Annotated in this window: 24 protein-coding genes; 10 read left to right on the forward strand and 14 right to left on the reverse strand. The window is 53.9% G+C overall.

Translation table 11 applies throughout. From position 1 onward, the window contains the following. Positions 1-10 precede the first annotated feature (10 nt). A complete protein-coding gene (nifE, locus tag KJB30_RS08865) occupies positions 11-2,866 on the reverse strand; it encodes a nitrogenase iron-molybdenum cofactor biosynthesis protein NifE (RefSeq protein WP_214298175.1) in 2,856 nt (951 codons plus the stop codon). A 362-nt stretch (positions 2,867-3,228) separates the two neighbouring features. Between nifE and KJB30_RS08870 the strand changes: the two genes are divergently transcribed. The 3 genes from KJB30_RS08870 (at position 3,229) to rbr (ending at position 5,896) form a co-directional block, all read left to right on the forward strand. Next, positions 3,229-3,693, forward strand: a complete 465-nt coding sequence (locus KJB30_RS08870; RefSeq protein ID WP_214298176.1) for a Fur family transcriptional regulator — start codon at positions 3,229-3,231, stop codon at positions 3,691-3,693. Positions 3,694-3,803: 110 nt separating this feature from the next. Next, entirely contained in the window at positions 3,804-5,261 is a 1,458-nt protein-coding gene (locus KJB30_RS08875; protein ID WP_214298181.1) for a catalase, read from the forward strand. A gap of 110 nt (positions 5,262-5,371) precedes the next feature. Continuing rightward, positions 5,372-5,896, forward strand: a complete 525-nt coding sequence (gene rbr / locus KJB30_RS08880; RefSeq protein WP_214298183.1) for a rubrerythrin — start codon at positions 5,372-5,374, stop codon at positions 5,894-5,896. A 201-nt stretch (positions 5,897-6,097) separates the two neighbouring features. Here rbr and nifK read toward each other — a convergent pair whose 3' ends face one another. The 9 genes from nifK to KJB30_RS08925 all read right to left on the reverse strand — a co-directional run bounded on the left by nifK (position 6,098) and on the right by KJB30_RS08925 (position 14,873). After that, the gene (gene nifK / locus KJB30_RS08885; RefSeq protein ID WP_214298185.1) at positions 6,098-7,570 is read right to left on the reverse strand and encodes a nitrogenase molybdenum-iron protein subunit beta; all 1,473 of its coding nucleotides are present in this window, start codon (positions 7,568-7,570) and stop codon (positions 6,098-6,100) included. A gap of 360 nt (positions 7,571-7,930) precedes the next feature. Further along, positions 7,931-9,376, reverse strand: coding sequence for a nitrogenase molybdenum-iron protein alpha chain (gene nifD, locus KJB30_RS08890; protein WP_214298187.1), 1,446 nt, complete (start codon positions 9,374-9,376; stop codon positions 7,931-7,933). 150 nt (positions 9,377-9,526) lie between these two features. After that, the gene (nifH, locus tag KJB30_RS08895; protein WP_214298189.1) at positions 9,527-10,393 is read right to left on the reverse strand and encodes a nitrogenase iron protein; all 867 of its coding nucleotides are present in this window, start codon (positions 10,391-10,393) and stop codon (positions 9,527-9,529) included. A 406-nt stretch (positions 10,394-10,799) separates the two neighbouring features. Then, positions 10,800-11,882, reverse strand: a complete 1,083-nt coding sequence (gene modC, locus KJB30_RS08900; protein WP_214298195.1) for a molybdenum ABC transporter ATP-binding protein — start codon at positions 11,880-11,882, stop codon at positions 10,800-10,802. A gap of 1 nt (position 11,883) precedes the next feature. Beyond that, a complete protein-coding gene (modB, locus tag KJB30_RS08905; RefSeq protein ID WP_214298203.1) occupies positions 11,884-12,567 on the reverse strand; it encodes a molybdate ABC transporter permease subunit in 684 nt (227 codons plus the stop codon). Between the two features lie 190 nt (positions 12,568-12,757). Beyond that, positions 12,758-13,498 carry a molybdate ABC transporter substrate-binding protein gene (modA, locus tag KJB30_RS08910; protein WP_214298206.1) on the reverse strand — a complete coding sequence of 247 codons (741 nt, stop codon included), beginning with the start codon at positions 13,496-13,498 and terminating at the stop codon, positions 12,758-12,760. Next, positions 13,498-13,923 carry a TOBE domain-containing protein gene (locus KJB30_RS08915; protein WP_214298208.1) on the reverse strand — a complete coding sequence of 142 codons (426 nt, stop codon included), beginning with the start codon at positions 13,921-13,923 and terminating at the stop codon, positions 13,498-13,500. Before KJB30_RS08915 ends, modA begins: the two co-directional genes overlap by 1 nt. 231 nt (positions 13,924-14,154) lie before the next feature. Further along, positions 14,155-14,598, reverse strand: coding sequence for a macro domain-containing protein (locus KJB30_RS08920; protein ID WP_214298210.1), 444 nt, complete (start codon positions 14,596-14,598; stop codon positions 14,155-14,157). After that, positions 14,586-14,873, reverse strand: a complete 288-nt coding sequence (locus KJB30_RS08925) for a hypothetical protein (RefSeq protein WP_214298212.1) — start codon at positions 14,871-14,873, stop codon at positions 14,586-14,588. Before KJB30_RS08925 ends, KJB30_RS08920 begins: the two co-directional genes overlap by 13 nt. Before the next feature lie 260 nt (positions 14,874-15,133). Here KJB30_RS08925 and KJB30_RS08930 point away from each other — a divergent pair, with 260 nt between their 5' ends. From KJB30_RS08930 to KJB30_RS08955, 6 genes are all read left to right on the forward strand, one after another. Beyond that, positions 15,134-16,513, forward strand: a complete 1,380-nt coding sequence (locus KJB30_RS08930; RefSeq protein WP_214298214.1) for a sigma-54-dependent transcriptional regulator — start codon at positions 15,134-15,136, stop codon at positions 16,511-16,513. A gap of 228 nt (positions 16,514-16,741) precedes the next feature. Then, a complete protein-coding gene (locus KJB30_RS08935; protein WP_214298216.1) occupies positions 16,742-16,948 on the forward strand; it encodes a Franean1_4349 family RiPP in 207 nt (68 codons plus the stop codon). A gap of 80 nt (positions 16,949-17,028) precedes the next feature. Beyond that, on the forward strand, positions 17,029-17,478 hold the full coding sequence (locus tag KJB30_RS08940) for a response regulator (protein WP_214298219.1): 450 nt from the start codon (positions 17,029-17,031) through the stop codon (positions 17,476-17,478). Continuing rightward, positions 17,471-19,090, forward strand: a complete 1,620-nt coding sequence (locus tag KJB30_RS08945; RefSeq protein WP_214298221.1) for a methyl-accepting chemotaxis protein — start codon at positions 17,471-17,473, stop codon at positions 19,088-19,090. Before KJB30_RS08940 ends, KJB30_RS08945 begins: the two co-directional genes overlap by 8 nt. Positions 19,091-19,105: 15 nt before the next feature. Beyond that, positions 19,106-19,606, forward strand: coding sequence for a chemotaxis protein CheW (locus KJB30_RS08950; protein ID WP_214298223.1), 501 nt, complete (start codon positions 19,106-19,108; stop codon positions 19,604-19,606). 239 nt (positions 19,607-19,845) lie between these two features. After that, on the forward strand, positions 19,846-21,459 hold the full coding sequence (locus KJB30_RS08955; RefSeq protein WP_246545599.1) for a methyl-accepting chemotaxis protein: 1,614 nt from the start codon (positions 19,846-19,848) through the stop codon (positions 21,457-21,459). A 17-nt stretch (positions 21,460-21,476) separates the two neighbouring features. Here KJB30_RS08955 and KJB30_RS08960 read toward each other — a convergent pair whose 3' ends face one another. The 4 genes from KJB30_RS08960 to KJB30_RS08975 form a co-directional block, all read right to left on the reverse strand. After that, positions 21,477-21,710, reverse strand: a complete 234-nt coding sequence (locus tag KJB30_RS08960; protein WP_214298225.1) for a hypothetical protein — start codon at positions 21,708-21,710, stop codon at positions 21,477-21,479. A gap of 11 nt (positions 21,711-21,721) precedes the next feature. After that, positions 21,722-22,867 (reverse strand): homocitrate synthase, encoded by a 1,146-nt coding sequence (gene nifV / locus KJB30_RS08965; RefSeq protein WP_214298227.1) that lies wholly within the window; start codon positions 22,865-22,867, stop codon positions 21,722-21,724. Between the two features lie 65 nt (positions 22,868-22,932). After that, a complete protein-coding gene (locus KJB30_RS08970; RefSeq protein WP_214298229.1) occupies positions 22,933-23,769 on the reverse strand; it encodes a GNAT family N-acetyltransferase in 837 nt (278 codons plus the stop codon). Further along, positions 23,754-24,623 carry a radical SAM protein gene (locus KJB30_RS08975; protein ID WP_214298231.1) on the reverse strand — a complete coding sequence of 290 codons (870 nt, stop codon included), beginning with the start codon at positions 24,621-24,623 and terminating at the stop codon, positions 23,754-23,756. The genes KJB30_RS08970 and KJB30_RS08975 overlap by 16 nt, the downstream gene beginning before the upstream one ends. Before the next feature lie 432 nt (positions 24,624-25,055). On the opposite strand from KJB30_RS08975, the gene draG reads away from it, so the two are divergent. Further along, positions 25,056-25,946 (forward strand): ADP-ribosyl-[dinitrogen reductase] hydrolase, encoded by an 891-nt coding sequence (draG, locus tag KJB30_RS08980; protein WP_214298233.1) that lies wholly within the window; start codon positions 25,056-25,058, stop codon positions 25,944-25,946. Positions 25,947-26,027 lie beyond the last annotated feature (81 nt).

Here is a 26,027-nt window from a genome sequence, read left to right on the forward strand (position 1 = left end):
TCAACCTGCCTCAGTTGTGAGCAAGCTTCTGTGCCTCCTTGGCATTCGCCTGAAACAAATTGGCCACCTCGAAGACCAGGTTCATTGTTCCGCGGTACCCGACCCAGACCTTCTGATGAGCACCTAGACGGTCAAAAACCGGCAGGCCGGCCCGCAGATGAGCACCGATCTTGAGCTTGGCCGCTGCCTGCCGGCCATTGCTGTTGGCAACCAGCAGATCTGCACCAACTGCAGCCTCCTCCAAATCCTCCAAGTCTCCGACCGCTACATTCTTGCAGGGGAGAGCGTCAAGCCCCCGGGTGCGGGTGGCGCTCAGCGCGGCCTGGATCTCGCAGCCCATGCCTGCCAGGAAGCCGGTCAGAGTCTTGAGGTTATCCGCCTCCAGAGCAATGGCGACTTTTTTGTTGCCGAACTGGTAATGGCTGTCAACCATCGCATCCATCAAACGGCTGCGCCAGCGGCGGTGCTTGTCCGGGATCGGTCGGCCCGAAATTGCACTGAGAACGGCCATGAAGCGATCGGTCTCAGCCAGGCCGGTCAGAGAGGTAAAACCGTAGGCCGGAATCCCAAACTGCTCTTTCAATTTCAGACCGGCCTTTGCCAGAGAATCTCCGACATAAAGTGTTGCCACGCTGGAGCCTGCTTTTCGTATTTCATCCACCGCTATACCGCCGGTAGACAACGGCGAGACAACATCATCGATATGGCCATCCATTGCGTTGGAGATATCGGGGATCGTCAGCACCGTCAGCCCGAAAGATTCCACCAGTTCCTTCAACTCCTCCACATCGGCCGGGGTCAGGTGTGCGCCGGGCAACAGATTGACCTGATCCGGAATCCCCTCTCCCCGACCCTCTCCCACGGGGGGAGAGGGGGCCTTAATATCCCCCCTCCCTTCATGGACCCCAGTAGCGGGCCTAAAGGAGGGGGCCAGGGGGAGGGTGGACACAATCGCCTCCACTGCGGCGGCATAACCTTCCTGCAATGAACCGCAATAATCGGGAGTGGAGGCCCAGACAATCGGTACTTCGTCATGCTCCGGGTGTTCCACCCGAAACTGATGGATGGCGCTGCGCACGTCATCGCCCATGGTTTCAGTCAGACCGGTTGTCATCACCCCCACCACCTTGGGACCAAACTTCTCGATCACCCGGGTAATGCCCTTTTTAAGGTTCTCCCAGCCACCGAAAATGGCGGAATCTTCGCTCATGGCAGTGGCATTCAGAGCTATGGATTCCTTGTAATGCCGTGAAAGCTGCAGGCGGATGAATGTGGAACAGCCTTGGGCTCCATGCAGCAGACCAAGCATGTTATCTATTCCGAGATAAGCCATGGTGGCTCCCAGGGCGGGCGAATTCTTCTGGGGATTGACCGTGGCATATTTTCCCCCTCCCGCAGGGGGAGGGGGAAACAGGCTTTCCGCCGGCGGCATGGGCAGAGCCAGGAAGGCCTCGGCATGCCCGGCAGTCGCGGTCAGCTCCCCGGCCAGCTGCTCATCGCTCTTCTCCCAGGGTGCCGGGGCATTAAGCACCGGCCAGATTGGGTTATTGACCGTCATGTCCAGCTGCTTTGCAAATGTGACCATTCCTTCGTATCCCGCATAGGGATGGGAACGGCCGTGGTTGATATCCAGAAAAGGGGTTTTGGTTTTGAGCGCAAGGAACTTGGTCTTGCCGCCGGCCACAATCAGGTCGGGCAGCTTTTCAGCCATGACCGCCAGCAGTCCAGCAGTAGAAGTATCTTCGATGATCTTGGCATCCTGATGCATCAGTCCTTTCATGCGATAGAAATCTTCCAGGGTTGAGTTCTGTGTGCCGGCCGCCAAAATCTCCACCCCCAGCTCCGCCAACGAATTAACCATTGACCATGTCTTGACCCCACCGGTGAAGAGCACGGCCCGCTTCCCTTCCAGCCTGGTCCGATACGGAGCGATCGCCGCACGGCATTTCTGTTCCTCCTCTTCCAAAAGTCTTTCGACCCGATCCTGCATGACTCTTTTTTCCAATCCATTAACAGCGTTGTCCAGTTCACGGGCAATGTCGCGCAGAGCTTTGGCGGTGTCGGTCATGCCATAAAAGGACTCTTCGACATACGGCATGCCGTAGGTTTTCTGCATCTTCTTGGCAAGGTTTGTCAGAGACTTGGAGCAGATGATCACATTCAACTTGGCCCTGTGAGCGTAGCGCAGGTCATTGAAACTGGCGTCCCCGCTGAAACAGGAAAGGATCTGGATGCCCAGTTTGTCAAAGAGCGGCAGCATGCCCCACAGGTCACCGGCAATGTTGTACTCACCGATCAGGTTGATGGGATACTCACCCAACTCCTCCGGTTCGCTCGTTCCAACTACGTATTTGAAAAGGATCTCACCGGCAAGACGATTGCCGATGTTCTTGTCGCCGATAAACCCTGGTGTATTTACCGGTATGACCGGTAGTGCGACTTTTTCTGACGCAGCAAGACATACTGCCTCAACATCATCGCCAGTCATGGCAGTCACACAGGTGGCATAGACAAAGATTGCTTTGGCTTCGGGATAGCGGACCGCCAGGTCGAGAATCGCCTTGTAGAGCTTCTTCTCGCCACCGAAAATCACGTCGTTCTCCTGCATCTCGGTGGTAAAGCCGCGCCGGTAGAGTTGCGAACCGGAAGAACGGGCACCGCGATTATCCCAGGAGTTGCCGGCACACGCGATGGGGCCATGCACCAAGTGGATCACATCTGTGATCGGCATCAGCACCACCCGGGCACCATCATAAGCGCAGGAGCGTTCGGTTCCCTCCCCCGGCTCAGACTTTTTACAGAACTTGGGCGCGCCCTTGTCGTTGGTTTCACAGTCGGTTACATCGTAGTAGTCGGGCTTTGCCATGTTTTACCTCCACCAGTTTCAAACAAAGCAAAAAGGCGCCCCATTGTTTTGATGGTTGGCGCCTTTGCCAAAGAATAATCGTGAAACCATTGTCTTGTGCTAAGGACATAGCATGGGGCATGCCAATATGGCTAAAACGCCTAACATGCCGATTTTAAAAATAAATAAAGGATTACGACTTCATTTGTTCGGGACTTCTGCCTGTTTGTTGTGCAGTTGGCCTATCTTGTTGCACGTATGTCAGCTGTTCCGATAGTCACAAAGTAGTTTCAATGGGGACAGCAATAATAGAGAGGAACGTTGACTCTGACTGAATCTAGTTTATGATGCATCTACTTTCAGCACGGGAAAGGCAGGAACGCATGCCTACTACACCTCAGAACATGGAAGAACATCTGGCCCTCTTTGAGCAGGCTTGCAGAGCAGCAGGTCTGAGAGTCACCCATCAGCGCCTGCAAGTATACCGGCAACTGGCCTTATTGGACACGCACCCCACTGCCGAAATCCTGCATCAGGAACTGCGTAAGAAGATCCCCACCATTTCACTGGACACGGTGTACCGCACTTTGGCCACTTTTGCGGCACACGGCCTGATCAACAAAGTGGAAACTATTGAGAGCCAGGCCCGTTTTGAAGTTGCCCTCATGCGTCATCACCATCTTATCTGCAGCAGTTGCAAAACAATCATGGATTTCCAATGGCAGTCAGTGGATGACGCGCTACTTCCCTCAGAAGTATCCGCCTGGGGGCGCATTGACACCAGAAGTGTAGTAGTCTACGGCATCTGCCACACCTGTCTCCAGCAAACACCCCTTCCTGGAAAATAAAATCTGTCTAACTTTTCTTGACAAGAATAATTCTTATCTAGTAAATACTAGGAACAGTATAAATGGCTTCTACCGGTCTACTCAAAAAATCACTTACAAAGGAGAGCGAGATGACCCAAAAAAGACTCACCACCAACGCAGGTGCCCCGGTTGTTGATAATCAGAACATCATGACCGCCGGACGTCGCGGACCTGCGCTACTGCAGGATGTCTGGTTTCTGGAAAAACTGGCCCACTTTGATCGCGAAGTGATTCCCGAGCGCCGCATGCACGCCAAAGGGTCGGGCGCCTATGGCACCTTCACCGTTACCCACGACATCACCCGCTATACCAAGGCAAAAATATTTTCCGAAGTGGGTAAAAAGACCGAGCTGTTCACCCGTTTTTCCACGGTGGCCGGTGAACGTGGAGCCGCAGATGCGGAGCGTGACATCCGCGGCTTTGCTACGAAGTTCTATACCGAGGAAGGTAACTGGGATCTGGTGGGCAACAACACACCGGTATTCTTCCTGCGCGACCCGCTGAAGTTTCCGGACTTGAACCACGCAGTCAAACGCGATCCCCGCTCGAACCTGCGCAGTGCCAAAAATAACTGGGATTTCTGGACCTCGCTGCCCGAGGCGCTGCACCAGGTCACAATCGTGATGAGTGATCGTGGTCTTCCCACCAGCTATCGTCACATGCACGGTTTCGGCAGCCACACCTTCAGCTTCATCAACGCCAATAACGAACGGCACTGGGTCAAGTTTCACCTGCGAACCCATCAAGGCATCCAAAATTTGAGTGACGCTGAAGCCGAAGCGTTAGTGGGCTGTGACCGTGAAAGCCATCAGCGCGATCTGCTGGAAAGCATCGACAACGGTGACTTCCCTCGCTGGACGCTCTATGTACAGATCATGCCTGAAAAAGATGCGGCCACGTACCGCTTCAACCCCTTTGACCTTACCAAAGTCTGGCCCCACAAGGATTACCCGCTGATGGAAGTTGGCGTGCTGGAATTGAACCGCAACCCGGAGAACTACTTCGCCGAAGTGGAGCAGGCCGCCTTCAATCCCGCCAATGTCGTTCCCGGCATCAGCTTCTCACCGGACAAGATGCTTCAGGGACGGTTGTTTTCCTACGGCGATGCCCAGCGCTACCGGCTGGGAGTCAATCACCACCTGATCCCGGTCAATGCGGCCCGTTGCCCGTTCCACAGCTACCACCGCGATGGCGCCATGCGCGTGGATGGTAATCATGGAAGCACCCTCGGCTATGAACCCAACAGTTATAATGAGTGGCAGCAGCAGCCCGATTTCGCCGAACCCCCGCTGAGCCTGGAAGGGGCTGCCGATCACTGGAACCACCGAGAAGACGAAGATTACTACTCCCAGCCTGGGGCACTCTTCCGTTTGATCACTGAGGAAAAGAAGGCACTGCTCTTTGCCAACACCGCCCGTGCCATCGGCGGCGCACCGCTAGAAGTACAGATTCGACATATCGGCAACTGCCTGAAGGCCGATCCTGCCTATGGACAGGGCGTGGCTAATGCTCTCGGAATACCGTTGTCCGAAATACCCACGAACTAATCAGACCGACACAGAATTTTGATTTGACTGCAGCCAGGAGCTTTACAAGGAAGACATCGGAGTTACTGCTGCACGACATGCAAGATGATAATTCAAAGGAGGAGTATCGAATGGCGGACATCAAAGGAACCAAAACAGAACAGAACCTGAAGGATGCATTTGCGGGAGAATCCCAGGCTCGCAACAAGTACACCTATTTCGCTTCGGTGGCAAAAAAGGAAGGATTTGAGAAAATTGCAGCCATTTTCCTGGAGACAGCCGACAACGAGAAAGAACATGCCAAGCTGCATTTCAAACATCTGGCCGGGATTGGCTCCACCATCGACAACCTCAAAGCTGCGGCTGCCGGAGAAACCGACGAATTCACCGACATGTACCCCCGTATGGCAAAGGAAGCCCGCGAAGAGGGTTTTGCAGACATTGCTTACCTGTTTGAATCAATCGGCAGGATCGAGAAGTTCCATCAACAGCGCTACCAGCAGTTGGTGGAAGAGCTGGAGGCAAACACACACTACACAAAGAGTGAAAAAGTGACCTGGCACTGCAGAAACTGCGGTCACATCCACGAAGGAACAGAAGCACCCAAAATTTGCCCGGTCTGCAAGCATCCACAGGCTTATTTCGAGCAGATTTAGAATAATTACCTAAGATTCCAAAGACAAAAGAAGGGCGCCACCCGTAAACGGGTAGCGCCCTTTCTTACTTTTAATTCACTTGCGAGTGAGTTTTTTTCGTCAGGTCGGTGGCGCCTAGGAAGAGCGCGGAGGCGTAGCAGCGCTACGTCGCACAAGCGATGACGACGGCACCGCCGAGATGGCGGAAAAGGCTCGCTCGCATTACCTCATCATCTCGAAGAAGCGGTCTTCGCACGTCTCATCCTTAATATCGATAAACTTATTACAGATAAAAGTGATCATGTTGATGATCCCCTGGTAGCCGACCAGCGGGTAACGGTGCAGATTGACCCGGTCAAAGATCGGGAAGCCGAAGCGGAACAATGGAATACCTGCGTCGCGGGCGGCGAACTTGCCGTGGGTATCACCAATCATGGCGTCAACCGGATCTGTCACCACCAGGCTGCGCATATGCCAGAGATCCTTGTTCATGTAGATTTTGCAATCCTTGCCGTAGAGGGAAGCATCCAGCAGTGCCTGAATCTCCTTCTCCAGCTTCTTGCTCCCCTTGCTGCAGAGAATGTGGTACGGCTTGGCTCCCATTTCCAGCAGAAAGGTTACATAAGCGATCAGATAATCGGGATCGCCATAGACTGCGAACTTTTTGCCATGGATGTACTGGTGCGCATCGGTCATGGCATCGACTGCACGGCCGCGCTCTGCCTTCAGTGATGCAGGAACCGGCTTGCCGAACAGTTCGGCAATCTTCATCAGGAAGGCATCAGTTTTCTCAATTCCCACCGGCATCGGCATGGAAGCATGTTTGCCGGAGTAGTTGTCCTTGATCCAGCCGAAGGTCTTGGAAGTGGCATAGGGGCCCAGTGTGATGGTTGCCTTACCGTTGATCGAATCCGCTGCATCCTCAAGTTTGGTGCCGCCGGCATACATACGGTAGGTACCGTCGCAGGGAGAATCGAAAGTTTCGGAAATATCTCCCAGAACGGTGCACGGGATTCCAAACGCTTCCAGAATGCGCTTGTACTCGCGGTAGTTGCCGGTATTGAAATCGCAGCCGGCGATCAGGTTGAGCTTGCCGGTGCAGCGGCCCTCAATCTGTTTGCCTTCGGTCAAAGTCTGCAGGATGGAGAGCAACATGGCGTCGTAGCCGTGAACGTGAGAGCCGTTGAAGCTGGGGGTATTGGCGTAGGGTACCGGCAATCCCTCGGGAACACACCCCTTCTGCTTGGCGTTCTTGATGAAGGCGGTCAGGTCGTCGCCGATTACCTCAGGCATGCAGGAGGTAAAGATCGAGATCATCTTTGGTTTGTAGAGCGCAACAGCGTTTTCCAGCGCCTCATGGAGGTTGTTCTGCCCGCCGAACACGGCGCCATCCTCGGTCATTGAATCGGAGACGGCCGGTGCCGGCTCGCGGAAGTGACGGTTAAGAGTTGAGCGGTAGTAGGAGGCACACCCCTGGGAACCATGGGTAAACGGCAGGCTCCCTTCAAAGCCGTGAGCCACCATTTCAGCACCCAGCGGCTGACAGCCATGGGCCGGATTGATCACCAGCGCCTGGCGGGCGAAATTTTTCTCCTTATACTCCTCAGAGTTGATCCACTCCTTGACCCGTGCGATTTCTTCCGGCGGTGTTTCAGTTACATATTTAACAGCAGCTGCCGATTCGGTTGCACTCATAAAGATCTCCTTTAAACCGGCGACCAATCTGTCACACGGCCTGTAAGTTGTGTCGGCTTCGCCGGAGGTCCACCTGCGGCGTTGCGCTCGTCGCATGCTGTTCAACGTAGCGCTGCTACGCCTCACAACCTGCTCCTCCCGCGCCTTGCATCTGGAACCTCGGGCTGTGCCGAATAAGATAAAAAGCAAAACCCTAAACCTGCTACCAACAATTTTCCTGCAGTTACCTACCGGCGTCCGATTTTGATGCCAGGTCGGTGGCGGGCTAGCGCTCCCGCGGAGGCGTAGCAGCGCTACGCCGCACAAGAGGAGCGTGACGCCCACCGCCGAGATGGCGCAAAAGCGGGCGTCGTAACATACCTAGAAAGGTGATTTAACCAACTTCCAGGTCGGGCTGTTGAGTGCCATGTCAATGTCCCTGGCAAACACCTCAAACCCCTGATAGCCATGGTACGGGCCGGAGTAATCCCAGCTGTGCATCTGGCGGAACGGAATACCCATTTTCTGAAAAACATACTTTTCCTTGATACCGCTGCCGATCAAATCAGGCTTGAGCTTGTGCACGAACTGCTCGAATTCGAACTCGGATGGATCATCATAGATGACCGTAGCTTCCGGCATTTCCGGCATGGTGCGCTCGTAATCATCGTTGTGGGCAAATTCGTAGCCGGAGCCGACGCATTCCATGCCCAGGTCTTCATAAGCGCCGATGGTGTGACGCGGGCGCAGACCGCCCACCAGCAGCATCACTTTCTTGCCTTCCAGACGCGGCTTGTACTCATCGATGATGGCCTGCATGATCGGCTCATACTTGGCGATCGCCACTTCCACCTTGTCCTGAATCGTCTGGTCAAAACGGGCGCCGATTGCGCGCAGGCTCTCCTTGATCTTGGTCGGCCCAAAGAAGTTGAACTCCAGCCAGGGAATTCCATATTTTTCTTCCATCACCTTGCACATATAGTTCATCGAACGGTAGCAGTGGATCAGGTTCAGCTTCACCGTGTGGGTGGCAGCAATCTTTTCCAGCTCTCCGTCGCCCGTCCAGACCGACTTGACGTTGAGGCCGATCTCTTCCAGCAGCGACTTGGCAGACCAGACGTCGCCGCCGATGTTGTAGTCACCGATCAGCGAGATGTCATAGGGGCTGGCCGGTTCGGCAAATTCCCGCGTGCCGATGATATGGTCGCGGATGGTATCGTTGGAAATGTGATGCCCGAGGGACTGGCTGACTCCCCGAAATCCTTCGCAATTGCAGGGAATGATGGGTATATCCAGTTCCTTGGAAGCCACCTTTGCGACGGAGTTGATGTCGTCGCCGATCAAACCAACCGGACACTCGGACAGCACCGAAATACCTTTGGCCAGCGGGAACAGCTCATGAGCCTCTTCCAGCAGGGTGCGCAGCTTTTTGTCGCCCCCATAGACGATGTCCTTTTCCTGAAAGTCGGAGGTAAACTGCATGCCGAACTGATCAACACCGTTGGTACCGCTCATCAGGTTGCGGCGAGTACCCCAGGAATACCAGCCGCAGCCGACCGGACCGTGGGAAACATGGACCATGTCGCGGATCGGTCCCCAGACCACCCCCTTGGCACCTGCATAGGCACAGCCGCGGGCACTCATCACACCGGGAACTGTCTTACGGTTGGATTTGACGCAGGATGAACTACCTTCGGGATCATTGGGCGCCAAGTGCGGAGCGCGCTTTTTCCTGCCCTTCTCGGGGTAAGCAGCCAGGGCAGTATCGATCATGGCCTGGGTGGATTCTTTGGTAATGCCTTCTATTTTTTTAGGTGTCTCTGACATAATATGTCTCCTATAAATGATTTTCCTACTGGCGAACGATTTTGAGGTCAGGTCGGTGGAGGGCTAGGATTTCGGCGGAGGCGTAGCAGCGCTACGCCGCACAACGTAAATCCGAAGACCACCGCCGAGATGGCCCAAAAGCGTTTGCCACTAAGCAGCTTTCTCGACTACTCCTACTACGCTCTCATCCTCCGCTTCCATAATTCCAAACTCCATCAGCAAATCTTCCAACTCTTCCATCTCCAGCGGAGTCGGCACGACGAGCATCTTGTTGTCGGCAATCTTCTGTGCCAGGGTACGGTACTCGTTGGCCTGGGGATGATCGGGGGAGTACTCGATAACTGTCATCCTGCGCAGCTCGGCCCTCTGCACCTGGTTGTCGCGAGGTACGAAGTGGATCATCTGGGTGCCCAGTTTTGCTGCCAGGGCACTGATCAGTTCATATTCCATGTCGGTCTTACGGGCATTGCAGATCAGGCCGGCCAGGCGAACCTTGCCTGAAGAAGCGTACTTGAGAATACCTTTGGCAATGTTATTGGCAGCGTACATGGCCATCATCTCGCCGGAGCAGACGATGTAAATCTCTTCTGCCTTGCCTTCACGGATCGGCATGGCGAAGCCGCCGCAAACAACGTCGCCCAGAACGTCGTAGAAGACAAAGTCAAGATCCGGTGTATAAGCGCCGTTTTCTTCAAGGAAATTGATCGCAGTGATAACACCACGGCCGGCACAGCCAACACCAGGCTCTGGTCCACCGGACTCGACACACTTGACATCACCGTAACCGACCTTCATCACATCCTGCAGTTCCAGGTCCTCAACCGTACCCAGCTCGCGCACCAGATCCATAACCGTATTCTGTGCTTTGGCATGCAGAATCAGACGGGTTGAGTCTGCCTTGGGGTCACAACCGACGATCATGACCTTTTTGCCGAGTGATGCCAAACCGGCTACCGTGTTCTGGGTTGTGGTTGATTTGCCGATGCCGCCTTTGCCGTAAATCGCGATCTGTCTCATGTGAAACTCCTTTCAGGTTGGTGTGCTGAACAATGCTGTGTGATCACGAGACATTGCACGCTGCACTAGTTGTTGGTGAGGTTGAATGAAAAAAGGCGCCTCCATTTCTGCTGGAGGCGCCTTTGCCTGTCATCATCTTCTTTCACGTTCTTTGTCTAGTTTTTAGCATGTACCATGCCAAAACAATTTATATGTTTAATTTCAATATGTTATATATTAGTGAATATAAGAACTGAAAAGATGGGTATGGAAAGTGGGGGTCCAGGAGGGTATCACATGAAGCAGATGCTCAAAAATGAAGCAGGGACTCTGTTTTTACTGCAGCTCTGCCGCCTCCAGAAAATTTAAGAGCAAAATTTCGGCTGCAAAGCGGGGTCATTCTGGATTATGTGCAGCATGTCTACTCTCATGAAATGAATTTTCCCGATGGCCTAAAGCCTGGGAGCCTGAAAGCCGAAGCTTTGACGGCAGCATATACGGTGTTTCCCTTGGCTATTTCCAGTTCATTGATGGCATCGTCGGCAACCTCTGAAATCAGGGTATTTCCGCTGCAGTCCAGCTCAATGCCGTTGGTGCCGCGTGAGTCAAAGATGGAGCGGACGGTGCATTTTAAAAGATTGCGGGCACTGATGGCGACGGGATGATTTTTGAAGAGAATGATATCTTTGGAGGAGAGCTCGGCAAGCACCTCCTCATTGTCCGAGACTGCCGACAGCAGGAGCCGCGAGTTACCCCAGGGGTAGGAATACAGGCTGGAGGCGGGCGAAGGGCGCCCCAGCTTCAGCAGATTTATGTAACCAACCTGGCTCTTGCCGATACGGTTTCGGGCCAGTTGTTCGCCGGTTGTCTGCTCAACCAGCCTGCCCTTTTCAAATACAAGAGCCGTATCAGTCATGAGCCGCATTTCGACCAGCGAATGGGAAATGAACAGGTAAGGAATGCCGAAACGTTCGCTGACGCTTTTCAGATAAGGGATGATCTGGAAACGCAGGCCATCGTCCAACGCCGAAAGAGGTTCATCCATCAGCAGCAGGCGCGGATTGGCCAATATTGCACGCCCCAGTGCAACGCGCTGTTTTTCGCCACCCGACAGTCGGGTGACGCCACGATCAAGAAGCCCCTTCAGTTGCAGCACATCCACCAGCATGTTGAAATCGATATTCCTGAATTGCGGGGGGCAGCGATTAAAACCGTAAAGCAGGTTGTTGCTGACACTCAGATGCGGAAACAGGCAGTGCTGCTGAAAAACCATGCCTATCCTGCGCTGTTCGGGGCGCAGGTTAATCTTTGAAGTGCTGCTGAAGAGACATTCACCATCAAGTATGATCTCGCCGCTATCGGGTTCCACAAGTCCGGCAAGCATGCTGACCAGCGTTGACTTGCCGCTGCCCGAGACACCGAAGATGCCGACCCTGTCGCCGGAAGCGGTAAACTCGGCAGAAAGTGTAAAGGCGCCGAAACTCTTTTGTGCAGTCATGCTGATCTGCATGTCAGTCTCTCCGAATCATTTTTTTGGCCATTATCTCGTGCATAAAAAGCACGATCAGTGAAATTACGACCGAAACAAGGCAGAGAGTCAGTGCCATCTCGTCGCTGGATGGAGAAGCTGCATAATCATAGATGGCCAGCGGGATGGTCTGGGTGATACCGGGAATATTGCCTGCCACGATGATTGTCGCACCGAACTCGCCCAGACTGCGGGCAAACATCAGAGAAGAACCGGCAGCCAGGCCGGGAAGGGAGAGCGGCAGGATCACAGTCAGCAGGGTATCGTGCCAACGGGCTCCGAGAGTCCGGGAAGCATGGATGAGCTGCGGGTCAATGGCCTCCATGCCGATGCGGAGCGATCGCACCAGCAAGGGGAATCCAACCACCGCGGAGGCGATGACCGCCGCCTTGAGCGTGAAGATCAGCCGGATGCCCGCCAGGTCCAGCAGAGACCCCAGCCAACCGTGCCTGCCCAAAAGAAGCAGCAGGAAATAACCGACCACCACTGGAGGCAGGGTGAGCGGCAGATTGACCAGAACCTCAACCACGACCTTGCCCCGGAATCTGACAAAGGTGATCAGGTAGGCTACGGCAAAACCGAATGGCAGTGACAGCAGAGTTGCCGCCACGGCAACCTGAATCGAGAGCCTGATTGCATCGAGATCGGTGGACGATAATGGAGTCATTGCCTGCCTGTGCTGTTCTGCAGAAGTCTTTTCAAGCCATGGAACACGGATCTACGCTGATGCAGCGGATAAAGGCGGATTATATACAGATGCAAGCTTGGGCCACGTTCACACACCAACGCTCCCCCCTTTGAAAAAGGGGGGTCGGGAGGGATCTGGTTTTCGCTCCATTGCCTTTTATAAGCAGCTTTCAGTAAATAGAAAATCCATATTTACCAAGCACCGATTTTGCTTCATTACTATGCAGATAGGTTAAGAATGCTGCAGCGTCCTTGTTTTTTCTGCCTGCAGCGGTTAAGGCATCGGGATATGTCACCCGTGAATAGAGTCCCTGGGGAACCACAAAAAGAATTTTTGCCTGCTTCGCCTGGAGTGCATCGGTTTTGTAGACAAAGGCACCATCAACTTCACCCCGTTCGGCATACATCAGACACTCACGCACATCCCTGGCCATGACCAGCTTTTTTTCAAGCAGCTTTTCGAGCCCTGCCTTCTTCAAGGCTTCCATGGCATATTCCCCTGCCGGGACACTCTTGGGGCTCCCCAGTGCAATCCTCTCTAACCTGCTCAATTCCTGCATTGAAGATGCCTTGCCGGGCGAACCTGCAAATACCAAGGTGTTGTAGGCAAAAATCGCAATGCTGGAGGTATCGATCAGCTTCCTTTCCTTCAGGTAATCCATCCACTCCGGATTGGCTGAGATGAAGATGTCAGCCGGGGCACCGCTCTCGATTTGTTTTGCCAGAGCCCCGGAAGCGCCGTAGTTCTTGATGAACTTCAAGTTGGGGTGTGTCTTTGCAAAGCTGTCGGACAACTCGTTGATGACCTCTTTCAGACTGGCTGCGACAGAAAGATTTACCGTCCCGGCTGATGCCGGGACGGTAAATGCCATAATTATCAGCAGCGCCAGTAAAATCCGCATCTTTACCATCAATTGACACCGATGATGACGCTGGAAGCTTTGAAAATTGCACAACCATGGCCTCCGACCTTCAATCCCAGCCGCTTGGCGCTTTCATGGGTAATGACAGCGCTGACAATATTGCCGCCACCGATCTCCACATCAACTTCGGTGTTAACCGGGCCCTCGATGATCGTGGCAATGGTGCCGCAGAATACGTTGCGGGCGCTGATCCTGGCGTCGTGAAGATCAGTTCCAAGGATGACCGAACTGGCCTTGATGATGGCACAGGCCTCATCGCCGACTTCAAGTCCAAGGTTTTGAATAGCGCCATTGGTGATCGTAGCGATCAGTGGGATGCCACCTTTTAGTGTCAGGGCAACCTCGGCGTTGACAGCACCTTTGGTAATTGCGGATACGATACCTTCAAATGTGTTGCGTGCACTGACTTTCATGGAATCCTCCTTCAGGTTGTACAAGCTTTAGCTGTTAAGCCTGTATCAGTTCGCCCTAACGGGCCTTCCAAGAATCTCCTGGTCTACTCAGTTTAAATTATACATGCCAATGATGAGCAGACAAAAATACTGTACAAACAGCCTTTTACACTACGATATCATTTTATGATTTAATTACAGATTTCTCAAGAATTGATCCCTGAACAGTCATGCGTGGTGCAGGAAAGAGCTTTAGTTATGGTGCGATTGAGGGAAACTGATGACGGTAAACCGGTCGTCAAAACAGCAGGTCAGTAAAGGACGCACTTCCCGCCACTGCAAGCCTCCACCGCCGCAACCAGGCCGCGGCACGACAACCTCTGTCCAGCCCATGAGATCCGCCAGCATACGCAATTCCCCAGCAGAGCGGGCAATCAGGCGCGGATCAGGCTGGGACCAGGGTGTTTCCTCCACCGGAAAGCTGACGATTCCACTGCCAAGATCATAGACATGATTGCCATGCGTTCCAAGCAGTTCACCCAGTCTTGCCGCCAGCCAGGGAAAGCGGTCGGAGGCTTGTCCCGCAACACCGTTACCGAAGATGGCTCTGCCCTCCTGTGTGACTGAACCATTGGTGGTGATTGCAATAATGGCTCTCGCCCGATAATCCCAGATGTCGCCTGTTATCTCCTGCATTCCCGCGCCGTTCCAATCAGATAATCGTACACCTCTTCGCGGGTGGCAATGAAGCCGGGCGCCACATTGAGAATATCTTCCAGCATGTGCAGATCGCGCCCGTCATCGCTTCCCAACTCGTTCATCACCACCGTCATCATCGCCAGAACCTCGTACATGTCGTGGCGGTTGAAAGGGGCCGGATCCGGCAGACCGCTGAATTTGGGTTCTTCGCGCCGGGCAATGTCCCGGGGATATCTGTATTTCAAGTCTGAAGCTTTAACTGCAACAGCCATGTTTCCTCCTATATCAATCGGTATGACGGCTTTACGTCCCAGCTTGAAAAGATATATTTGCATTGGACGTACCAATACAGACCGATCTAAGCGTTCAAAAGCCCAATCAAGGTTTAAACTATTGCCATCACTGCTTTAATGAGATAAAAACTGTACTAAAAATAGTCACTTCTGCATAACAACCCATTGCGCGGGGCTTGATAGCTCAGGAATAAATATCCAACTATTTTCGCTCCATTATTAAAAAAGGTGTTTTCTCCATGTCGAAAGAGATCAATATTTCTACCGCACATGCCCGTATTTTAATCGTTGATGACGAGGAATTTTCTCTTTTATTTCTTGAAAATCATCTGCTGAGCCAAGGCTATGTTGTCATCTGCGCCTCCAATGGCCAAGAAGCCCTTTCCATTCTGGAAAAACAGACTGTGGACCTGGTAATTACAGACCTCGCCATGCCGGGAATGAATGGCATCCAACTTCTGCACTCGGCTAAGGAACGGCACCCTACACTCCCCTTTATCGTCCTGACAGCCGAGGGAAGTATCGAGAGCGCCGTGGCTGCAATTAAAGAAGGCGCACTTGATTACCTGGAAAAACCAATTTATCCGCAAACGTTTGGTGTGGCACTGCGGCGTGCGCTGGAATTCGGGCGTCTCTCCGGAGAAAACGCACACCTGCGGGAGCATTTTCGCGAGCGATTCAGCTTCCACAACATCATTACCCAGGCACCAACCATGCGGCAGGTTTTGGAGCTGGCGGCCCGCGTAGCCGCCTCACCCAAAACCACCATCAGCCTGACCGGTGAAAGCGGCGTCGGCAAAGAAGTGCTGGCGCGTGCAATTCATTTCACCGCTGGCGGCCTGCCAGGAAATTTTGTGGCAGTCAATTGTGCGGCGATTCCCGAGTCGCTCCTTGAAAGCGAACTGTTTGGCCATGTGCGCGGGGCATTTACCGGAGCAGAGCGGGATCGGGAAGGAAAGTTCAGCATGGCAAAAGGTGGGACTGTCCTCCTGGATGAGATCGGAGATATGCCGTTGTCACTCCAGGCCAAGCTGCTGCGGGTGCTGGAGGAAAGGACATACGAGAAAGTGGGTGCCAACACACCCTTGCCGGCCGATTTCCGGGTGATCGTAGCGACCCACCGCGACCTGTCCGAGCTGACCAGACAAGGCACATTCCGCGAAGACCTGTTCCACCGCATCAATGTTGTTCCCCTTGCCATTCCCTCGCTAAGAGAACGCAGCGAAGACATCCCGCTACTGGTGGATTTCTTTCTGGACCTCTTTCGCAAGCATCAGGGCAAGACCCTTCCTGGTATCTCAAAAAAAGCCATGGATCTGCTCGCGTCCTACAGTTGGCCGGGCAATGTGCGCGAACTGCGCAATGTGCTCGAATACGCCGCCATCATGGTTTCCGATGAACTGATCCGACCGGAACACCTGCGCCTGCCGGCCGTCCATACATCAAACGGTACACCTGAAAAAGACACCATTGACTTCCCAATCAGCATCTCTCCTGATGAAATTTCCCTGGACAACATAACCGCTAAAGTTCTGGAAATGGCCCTCCAACGTTGCGGCGGCAACAAATCACAAGCAGCAACGCTCCTTAAAGTCAACCGCAAGATGTTCTACCGCTAGGAGCCTGTCGGACTTAGGAAGATTTATCCCTAAGTCCGACAGGCTCCTGGATGTCCCTTCCCGCCACACGGTGTCCCTAATACGGACACCACCATTCCCCTTCCACATCATAACCCGCTGGTATTACCAATTTTTTCAGATTGGCACCCTTCCTGTAACTATTATCCCCAAGAACAGCATAGATCATGACAGTGTCCTTTTCCGGGACAACTGTAAGGGGGTACGAAAATGTCACAAAAGGAAGTCGAACGTTGCCTGGGGAGACTCATTACCGATGCCGATTTCCGGGCAAAAGCCACACTATCGCTGAGGAGCGCCTGCAGTACAGAAGGGATAGTTCTCTCACCGGAGGAGATGACCTTTTTGCAGTGCCTTGATTTCAACGAATTCGGTGCGGTGGCAGAATCGATCGATGACTCGATCAGGAGAAAGTAGCGGTACGTCGAAGCAACAGGATCGCTACCACGGGTAAGGTAAGCAGCAGTGGCACCAACCGGAAAAGGAGTGATAACACGATGAAAAATTTTCCTGAACATTCCTCCCTCCACAGAATTATCCTCGTTGATGGAGATAGCCAGATGTTGCAGATGCTGGAGATGTTTTTGTCCAGAGAGTATCACATCGTCACGGCCCGTTCTGCCGAGGAAGCTCTGGAACTGATGTCAACAACCGAACCGTTCCAGGCTGCCCTGGTTAGCTTTAGTCTGCCCGGCATGAACGGTCTGAATTTCCTGCTCCGGGTGAGCGAGGCATTTCCGCAGACAGTACGCATCCTGATGACCAGCAGTTTCGGCGACATGGATGGCATAGTAAAGGCCATCCGCGAAGGAGACATCAACCGGATCATGGTGAAACCGTTCTCCATGAGCACCCTGCTGGAACAACTACGTCATGATGTAGCGGAACAATATGTAGTGACCGGAACGATTCTAGAAAATTACTTGCAAGGGGAGAGCAATGATTAACAGCATGAAGGTGGGTACAAGACTTTACATTCTGATCGGTTTTCTATCGATTCTTTTGATCTCGATAGGTTTCCTGGGGCTGCACAGCGCCAAACTGTCCGAGTCTGGCCTTGATACGGTCTACAAGGACCGGGTTGTCCCGCTGAAGGACCTCAAGGTGATTGCCGACATGTATGCGGTCAATATTGTGGATACCTCCCACAAGGTCCGTAATGGCAACCTGAAATGGGACGAAGGACGTAAAAATGTAGATCAGGCAATCAAGATCATTGACGAAAAGTGGAAGGCTTATCTGGCGACCACCCTGGTGGCCGAAGAGAAGAAACTGGTCCAAGAGATAACCCCACTGATGAAAACGGCCGATGCTGCCGTGACGAAACTATCCGGAATTCTGAAAAAAGAGGACGCTAACGACCTGACTCAATTTACCATCTCAGAGCTGTATCCGGCAATTGATCCGGTATCAAGCAAGTTCAGCGATCTGGTGGACCTGCAACTCAAGGTAGCCAAAGAAGAATATGACATCAGCTCCACAACCTATCATCGGAGCAAGAACATCTCAATTGCATCGATCATCCTGGGAGTACTGATGGCAACTGGTTTCGGGGTACTGATCGTCCGCTCGATCACCGGCCCGCTGGCTGCGGGCGTAACTGCTGCCAATCGGTTGGCGCAGGGCGATCTGACCGCCGAGATCGAGGTTACCGGCACGGATGAGACCGCCCACCTGCTGACCGCCATGAAGACCATGACCGAAAACCTGCGTTCAATCATCAGCCATGTATCCAGCACCTCGTCCCAGGTGGCTGCAGCAGCACATCAACTCCATAGCACTGCCGAACGGATTGCAACCGGTGCCCAGGAGGTCGCGGCACAGACCGGCACAGTTGCCACTGCCGGCGAAGAGATGTCGGCCACCTCCAACGATATCGCCAAAAACTGCCAATATGCCGCCGAAGGCGCCCAGCGGGCTTCTCAATCCGCCAGCAACGGCGCTGAGGTAGTAGAGAGAACCGTGGCTGTCATGGGACAGATCGCCGAGAAGGTACAGGAGTCGGCCAGGACGGTTGAGACTTTGGGTGCGCGCAGCGACCAGATCGGGGCAATTATCGGCACGATCGAGGATATAGCCGACCAGACCAATCTGCTGGCCCTGAACGCTGCCATCGAGGCGGCCCGGGCCGGCGAGCAGGGGCGCGGTTTTGCGGTGGTGGCCGACGAAGTGCGGGCCCTTGCCGAACGCACCACCCGCGCCACCAGGGAAATTGCCGAGATGATCAAGGCCATCCAGAAGGAAACCAGGGGCGCCGTGGCCGCCATGGAGCAGGGCGTGCATCAAGTGGAAGCCGGCACCAGCGAAGCGGCCAAATCGGGTGAAGCGCTACGGGAGATCCTCGATCAGGTCCATGCAGTGGCAATGCAGGTGCACCAGATTGCCACCGCTGCCGAAGAGCAGACTGCCACCACCAGCGAAATTTCCAGCAATATGATGCAGATCACCGAAGTGGTGCAGTTGACTTCCCACGGCGCCCATGAATCCGCCACGGCGGCAGCGCAGCTGAACGGCAACGCGGAGGAGCTGCAGCGGCTGGTGCAGCAATTCAAACTTTAGCAGAGGAGAAAAATCATGGCTTCACTTGCACTTGTAAAAACTGACGATAACGCCCGGCACGACGAACTGATCCAACTGGTCAGCTTCCTGCTGGCCGATGAAGAATACGGCGTTGAGGTTCTCAAGGTACGCGAGATCATCCGCATGCCGACCATCACCAAAATGCCCAACACACCTCAACATGTTGAAGGCATCATCAATCTGCGCGGCAAGGTGATTCCGATCGTCTCGATGCGCAAATGCTTCGGGCTGCCGGAGAACGAAAACAACGTTAATACCCGCATCATCATCATGGATGTGGCCGGCGGCCTGACCGGCTTCATCGTCGACGGGGTCTCGGAGGTAATCCGAATCCACAGCAGCGAAATCCAGCCACCTCCTTCGCTGGTACTTTCCAGCGGGGTCGGTCAGGAATTCATCACCGGCGTCATCAACCACGCCGAACGGCTGCTGGTCATCATGGATGTGGACCGGATGTTCTCGGATGACGAGCGTCAGGTTTTAGGGGAGATCTAGCCAGTAAAATTGAAAAGGACCATGCGATGGGCTGCTGTCGGTCGCAACAGGCAAGAGCTCTCGGAACTACTGGAAAATATTTTATCAAAATGCATCCACAAGAGGAGTAATCCGTGTTGGCGCAGCGATTTCAAGGCGGTAACCAACCTCTCCAGGTAATAATGTACAACGATTCTAATTATATTGATGGAATGGAATAATTCACTACTTGCAGCAGATTCTATTCCTGGAGGTGTCGTATGAGCATCGCAAAAAAAATGATGATAGCCTTGGGGATGACAGGTGTAATCGTACTGATTTGCATCATGATTCCACTGAAGACGTCCAAGGGTCTGACAAGTGTGACTGCTCAGCTTGCCGGTTACGAAGCACTACAGGAGGAGATTTCACTTACGCTGGACCTTCAGTTGCAGGTGGCCAATGTCTGGCAGTTTATCACCGATGCCAGCCTGACCAAGGATAAGGAGGTTATCGAGAAGGAGGCAAAACCGGCCTATGAAAAGTCACAGCAGATCATCGGCAAACTGCTGGAACTCAACAAGGATGACAAGAGCCATTCCGCCAGGCTGAACTCGATTCAGCAGACGCTTCCTGCCATGTGGCAGACCGGGATAAAGATGTTTGAAGCCTATGGCAACAGTTTTGAAGAAGGCAACAAGGCAATGGATGAGTACGACAAGGCCTGTGACCGTGTCATATCTGCGGCCGCGGCAATCACTTCCAAGAGCAAGCAAGATGGGCGTGCAACGATGCAGCAGGTCAACGGCAAACTTTCAGAGTTGACCGGGCAGGTTGTAAGCAGCGGGGGAATCGCAACCGGCATTGGCATTTTGGCCATCATCCTGATGTTTCTCCTTCGGCGCTCGATAATCAGGCAATTGAAAGTGATTATTGACGAAATAAGCTGCCTGGCAGAATGTGATCTCAGCAGGCAGTTCGACGCAAGCGGCAGCGATGAGATCGCCAAAGTCAGCAGAATGCTTAACCAGCTTACAGAAAGACTGCGCAGCGTCATCGGCAGCATATCCACTACTTCGGATCAGGTCACGGCCTCCGCACATCAGCTTCGCAACACTGCCGAGCATATAGCCGGCGACTCGGAAGAGGTGGTAGTACAGGCTGCAACCGTAGCTACCGCAGGTGAAGAGATGGCAGCTACTTCAGGGGATATCGCCCAAAATTGCCAGATGGCCGCGGAAGGAGCGCAACGCGCCTCCCAGTCGGCGCTTAATGGTGCGGAAGTTGTTGATAAGACCGTGTCGGTCATGAGCCGGATTGCCGACAAGGTTCAGGAGTCGGCCAGGACAGTGGAGAGCCTGGGAGCGCGTAGCGACCAGATCGGCGCCATTATCGGCACCATCGAGGATATCGCCGACCAGACCAATCTGCTGGCCCTGAATGCGGCCATCGAAGCGGCCCGCGCCGGCGAACAGGGCAGAGGTTTTGCGGTAGTTGCCGATGAAGTCCGTGCCCTTGCAGAGCGCACCTCCCGCGCTACCAGAGAGATCAGTGAAATGATCAAAACTATTCAGAGCGAGACAAAAGGCGCTGTGGCCGCCATGGAGCAGGGAGTGTATCAGGTGGAGGCCGGCACCATGGAAGCAGCCCGTTCCGGGGATGCGTTGCGCGACATCCTGGAGCACGTTAACGCTGTCGCCACGCAGGTCAACCAGATCGCCACGGCAGCCGAGGAGCAGACCGCAACCACCAGCGAAATCTCCAGCAACATGCAGAAGATTACCATGGTGGTGCAGCAGACCTCCCACGGCGCGCAGGATTCGGCTACGGCAGCGGCACACCTGAGCAGCAACGCCGAGGAGTTACAACGTCTGGTGCAGCAGTTTAAGCTGTGATCACCAGTGGGGGTAAATCAATGCCCGCCGCACCCGCTGCCGCAACCTCCGCCGCAGCCTGGCTTGACGATATCGCTGGCTTTCGGTCTGTCACACAGCTGCAGGGAAGAACGGTCAACATACCAGGCTTCGTCCACCAGTTTTCCTTGCAGCTCGTTTTTTTTGAGCATCATCAACACCCGCATTTCAGTCGTTTCCAGCAATTTTGCCGCATCGCCAATCGCTACAAAAGATGTTCCGGCTTCACACATGGTCTGGCTCCTTATGCCGCCCTGGGCAGCTTTTCATTTTCGAGATAAATGCCCATCAGTTCACAGTTGGACAGATCCCGCTTGCGTCTGCACGACATTGCCCGCGCCATCTCCAGCAGTGCTTCCGCCTCGATGCGATCGATACTGATACCCATGCTGCGGTAGCGTTCGATCAGGCCGCTGCTGCCCGAGTGTTTGCCGATCACGATGCTGCGGGTCAGCCCCACTTCAGCCGGATCAAAACCTTCATAGTTGTGGGGATCTTTGATCACTCCATCGGCATGCAGACCGGATTCGTGGGCAAAAACCCGTTCGCCGACCACCGGCTTGGAAACTGAAAGGGGGCGATGGGAGGCTTTGGCCACAAAGAGCGACATCTCCCGAAAACGGTGGGTATCAATACCGGTCTCGATGCTGCAGGCATGCTTGAGCCCCATCACAACCTCTTCCAGGGCCGCGTTGCCGGCACGTTCACCCAGGCCGTTGATAGTGGTATTTACAAACCTGGCACCGGCCCGGACACCTGCAATGGCATTGGCCGTCGCCATTCCCAGATCATTGTGAGTGTGCACTTCAATATCGACTTCCGGAACTGCTTTCCTTAAAAAAGCTATCTTCTCGTACATCCCAAAGGGGTCCATGATCCCCAGTGTGTCGCAGAAACGGAAGCGGTCGCCCCCCATGGAACGGGTGATTTCCATCAATTCCACCAAAAAAGCCGGATCTGCGCGACTGGCATCCTCCCCTCCCACCGAGACATACAGGTTGTGCTGCTTGGCGAAACCGAGCGCCACTTTCAGCTGTTCCTTGACCATCTCCCGGTTTTTACGCAATTTATGGATGATCATCTGATCCGAAACCGACAGAGATATGTCCACCGCCTGCACACCACAGGCAATACTTGCCTCTATTTCAGGCACCAAAGCGCGGTTCCAGGTAATCAGCCGTGCATTTAAGCCCAGGTCTGCCAGTGCTTTTATTCCATCCTGTTCCTCTTTGCCCATGGCAGGGATCCCACATTCGATTTCCTGAATACCGATGCTGTCCAACATGCGGGCAATGGCTGTTTTTTCGCGTTTCGAAAACACAACGCCGGCAGTCTGTTCCCCATCCCGCAGGGTCGTATCGTCGATGATAATGTCATGTGCTTTGTGCATTGCCCCTCCTGATTTATTCGTCACGCTATTATTTTTTTTCATGGACAGCATGCACTGTCTGCTATTTAGCCGCAGCTGCCCATCGTGGCCAGGCCATGCAGGTATTCCGGCCTGTAAGCCGGCCTCATACCGGAAGACATCAACTCATTACTGCCTGAGATACGCATACCCTTCCGCTTGAAGAGCCGCAAGGCAGTGCGGTTGGCAGCCGGTGCATCCAGGTAAACCTCGCTACCCATCGGTACGGAATGCAGTGCGGCATTCAGCAGAGACTCCGCTGTGCGGTCATCCAGCGCCGAAAACGGGCCGATCTGGAACGCATCACCACATGGCTGCACCACGGCAAAACCCAGTTCCTCAAGCAGAAGCTTCCCCCGCGCTGCAGTCGCCGTCAGCAAAACGTCCCGCCGGTCACCCCAGGTCTGGCAATCGATGCTGTTCACGAGCAGGCCTGGGGCATTACCGTCGCCACATTGATCATGCGCCGCATGTCGCTGTCTCCCCACCCCATTCCAACGAATAATGGTGTCCACACGGGTAAAGCCATGTTTTTCGTAAAGGGCCTGGCCTGACCTGGAGGCGGTCAGCCAGAAGGTCTCTCCGCCGACTGCCTGCAATGCTTCAAGAGCAGTGACAAAGAGTCTTTCGCCAACCCCCTGTCCCCGATACCCCGGCGCCACAATCAGATTGCCGATCCATCCGCTCGCCTCATGGTGCAACGAGGTCACGAATCCAGCAGCATCCCCGTTATCAGCCACAGCTGCAAAGCATCCTCGAGGAAATCGGGACAAGAGGAATTCGAACTCCCAGGCATCCGCCATCCAGTTTTCCGCTGCAGCCATTTTAAGAAATGGCCCGATATCATCTGCATGGAATTGCCGGATGATCATCGCGTTGGACATGCCGCTTCTGCGATTGTCAGGTTGAGATCCTGGCCGATCAGGCCGATTGCATCAGCCCGGCACTGTTTGCAGTGCGCAAACTGGCCAATGGTCCCCTCATTGGCTTTTCTGATCTCTGCCAGATATTCTTCGCTGGGGGGGGTGATGTGTGCCAGCTCAGCCTGGGGGATGATCGGCATAATGTTCATCACAAAGGCGCCCAGTTCTTTGACCCGTGCCGCAATCAAGGGAATCTGGCCATCATTGATGCCGGGAGTAAGGACAGTATTGATCTTTATCGTCATACCCAGCTCACCGGCCCGCTTAACACCTTCAAACTGGTTGGCGATCAGGATCTTCGCCCCCTCCACGCCTGTGTAATGCTTGCCATGGTAGATGATGTGGCTGTAAATCTGCGCCCCCACCTGGGGATCCATGGCATTGATGGTGACGGTCAGGCTGTGCAGGCCCAGTTCGTAGAGGCGGTCGATGGATTCCGGCAGTAAGAGGCCATTGGTGCTCAGACAGAGCATCAACTGCGGAAACTCCTGCTTGACCATTTCAAACGTGGTAAAGGTCTCTTCATTGGCCAACGGATCTCCCGGTCCGGCAATGCCGACGACTTTGATTATCGGTCCGGCTATGGGGCTGGCCATAACTTCCCTGACTTTTGAAATTGCCTCCATCGGCGTCATGATGCGACTGGTCACTCCGGGACGGGACTCGTTGGCGCAGTCATGCTTGCGTGAGCAGTAGCCACACTTGATGTTGCACTTCGGCGCTACGGCAAGGTGCATACGGCCGTTCTTCTGATGGTTGCCGCCAAAACAGGGGTGCCCCTGAATTTTTTTCTTCATTTCGCATGCAGTTGCCATTGTGCTCTCCTCTCTGAATGAAAAACGCCCGCTGGGAAAATCCCTGCGGGCGTCGTTGCCTCGTTGCCGGTACTCATAGCATAAGACGCGCCAAGTCCATAAAGTACTGCTGCTGCTGCATCTGTGCTCCAAACGGTTGCTCATCAGATGGCAAAATCATCCTGCTTGTCTGTTTTTGCCTATTTTTTAGTCAGTAGCTAAGCGATTTAAAAAGTAAAAGCGATTCACCACAGAGACACTGAGATCACGGAGAAAACTAAAGCAAAAGGGGAGTGCGTATTCTCAAAAATTTGCTGCTCACCCTTTTGGTAAAAGATGAACCCTTAAAAAAACTCTGTGACTCTTCTGTGTTCTCTGTGCCTCAGTGGTCCATAACCTTTTTAGGTTAGTTAATTGCAGGACCACGGCAGTCTCTTTACTGGAGGTTCCGCTTTGTCCACTCAGAAACATAATGATGAAATACTTTCGCGTGCCCGAGCTTCTTTTATCGGCATGGCTATTGGCGATGCATTAGGTGCAACGGTGGAGTTTCTGACCGCGACCGAAATCCAGCATAAATTTGGCACATTCAAGGAGATTGTCGGGGGAGGATGGCTGCGCCTCAAGCCAGGGCAGGTAACCGATGACACCCAGATGGCATTATGTATTGCTCGTGCAATCACCACCGCCGGAGGATGGTCTTTGGAGGGTATCGCGCAAAACTTTGCCGCCTGGCTCCAGTCTCGTCCGGTGGATTGTGGCGATACCTGCCGCAAAGGCATCCGTGCATACATGCTGCATGGCCACCTGGAAGTCCCACCCAGCAAATGGGATGCAGGTAACGGGGCAGCCATGCGCCTTTTGCCGGCTGCACTTTATGCGTTTCCCGACAAAGAGCTGCTCAGCAAATATGTTGTGGAGCAGGCTCACCTGACGCACAACAGTCCCCTCTCCGACGCCGCCTGCATCAACCTTGGGGAACTGCTGCATCTGGCTTTATCCGGTGCATCGAAGAATCGCCTGCGGCGCAGGGTGGACAACCTGACGGAGGAATTCCCTGCCTTCAGCTTCACTCCATATCACGGGCTTGCCAGCGGCTATGTGGTCGATACGCTTCAAACAGTCTTTCACTGGTTCTTCAAGGGCAGGAGTTTCGAGGAATGCCTGGTGGGCACGGTGAATCAGGGGGGCGATGCGGATACGACCGGTGCAATCTGCGGCATGCTGGCCGGTGCCTATTACGGGATGGAGGGCATTCCGGCACGGTGGATTAAAAAGCTCGATCAAAAGGTACTTGCCGAGTTGGAGCAGGTGACGCCGCTGTTGCTGAAGGCTCGTCCGTGAACTTTCATGGTGATATAAACTGAAATCGCTAATACGCATAACACGGAGCAACGGAGAAATCAGGAGATTCCTTAGAAGCAA

The organism is Pelotalea chapellei (genome assembly GCF_018531195.1).
In the GTDB taxonomy this organism is placed as follows: Bacteria; Desulfobacterota; Desulfuromonadia; order Geobacterales; family Pseudopelobacteraceae; genus Pelotalea; species Pelotalea chapellei.

Coding starts and splice junctions, on each gene's coding strand:
- nifE (WP_214298175.1), bottom strand. CDS start 2,866: ATGGCAAAGCCCGACTACTACGATGTAACCGACTGTGAAACCAACGAC.
- KJB30_RS08870 (WP_214298176.1), top strand. CDS start 3,229: ATGCCTACTACACCTCAGAACATGGAAGAACATCTGGCCCTCTTTGAG.
- KJB30_RS08875 (WP_214298181.1), top strand. CDS start 3,804: ATGACCCAAAAAAGACTCACCACCAACGCAGGTGCCCCGGTTGTTGAT.
- rbr (WP_214298183.1), top strand. CDS start 5,372: ATGGCGGACATCAAAGGAACCAAAACAGAACAGAACCTGAAGGATGCA.
- nifK (WP_214298185.1), bottom strand. CDS start 7,570: ATGAGTGCAACCGAATCGGCAGCTGCTGTTAAATATGTAACTGAAACA.
- nifD (WP_214298187.1), bottom strand. CDS start 9,376: ATGTCAGAGACACCTAAAAAAATAGAAGGCATTACCAAAGAATCCACC.
- nifH (WP_214298189.1), bottom strand. CDS start 10,393: ATGAGACAGATCGCGATTTACGGCAAAGGCGGCATCGGCAAATCAACC.
- modC (WP_214298195.1), bottom strand. CDS start 11,882: ATGCAGATCAGCATGACTGCACAAAAGAGTTTCGGCGCCTTTACACTT.
- modB (WP_214298203.1), bottom strand. CDS start 12,567: ATGACTCCATTATCGTCCACCGATCTCGATGCAATCAGGCTCTCGATT.
- modA (WP_214298206.1), bottom strand. CDS start 13,498: ATGGTAAAGATGCGGATTTTACTGGCGCTGCTGATAATTATGGCATTT.
- KJB30_RS08915 (WP_214298208.1), bottom strand. CDS start 13,923: ATGAAAGTCAGTGCACGCAACACATTTGAAGGTATCGTATCCGCAATT.
- KJB30_RS08920 (WP_214298210.1), bottom strand. CDS start 14,598: ATGCAGGAGATAACAGGCGACATCTGGGATTATCGGGCGAGAGCCATT.
- KJB30_RS08925 (WP_214298212.1), bottom strand. CDS start 14,873: ATGGCTGTTGCAGTTAAAGCTTCAGACTTGAAATACAGATATCCCCGG.
- KJB30_RS08930 (WP_214298214.1), top strand. CDS start 15,134: ATGTCGAAAGAGATCAATATTTCTACCGCACATGCCCGTATTTTAATC.
- KJB30_RS08935 (WP_214298216.1), top strand. CDS start 16,742: ATGTCACAAAAGGAAGTCGAACGTTGCCTGGGGAGACTCATTACCGAT.
- KJB30_RS08940 (WP_214298219.1), top strand. CDS start 17,029: ATGAAAAATTTTCCTGAACATTCCTCCCTCCACAGAATTATCCTCGTT.
- KJB30_RS08945 (WP_214298221.1), top strand. CDS start 17,471: ATGATTAACAGCATGAAGGTGGGTACAAGACTTTACATTCTGATCGGT.
- KJB30_RS08950 (WP_214298223.1), top strand. CDS start 19,106: ATGGCTTCACTTGCACTTGTAAAAACTGACGATAACGCCCGGCACGAC.
- KJB30_RS08955 (WP_246545599.1), top strand. CDS start 19,846: ATGAGCATCGCAAAAAAAATGATGATAGCCTTGGGGATGACAGGTGTA.
- KJB30_RS08960 (WP_214298225.1), bottom strand. CDS start 21,710: ATGTGTGAAGCCGGAACATCTTTTGTAGCGATTGGCGATGCGGCAAAA.
- nifV (WP_214298227.1), bottom strand. CDS start 22,867: ATGCACAAAGCACATGACATTATCATCGACGATACGACCCTGCGGGAT.
- KJB30_RS08970 (WP_214298229.1), bottom strand. CDS start 23,769: ATGTCCAACGCGATGATCATCCGGCAATTCCATGCAGATGATATCGGG.
- KJB30_RS08975 (WP_214298231.1), bottom strand. CDS start 24,623: ATGGCAACTGCATGCGAAATGAAGAAAAAAATTCAGGGGCACCCCTGT.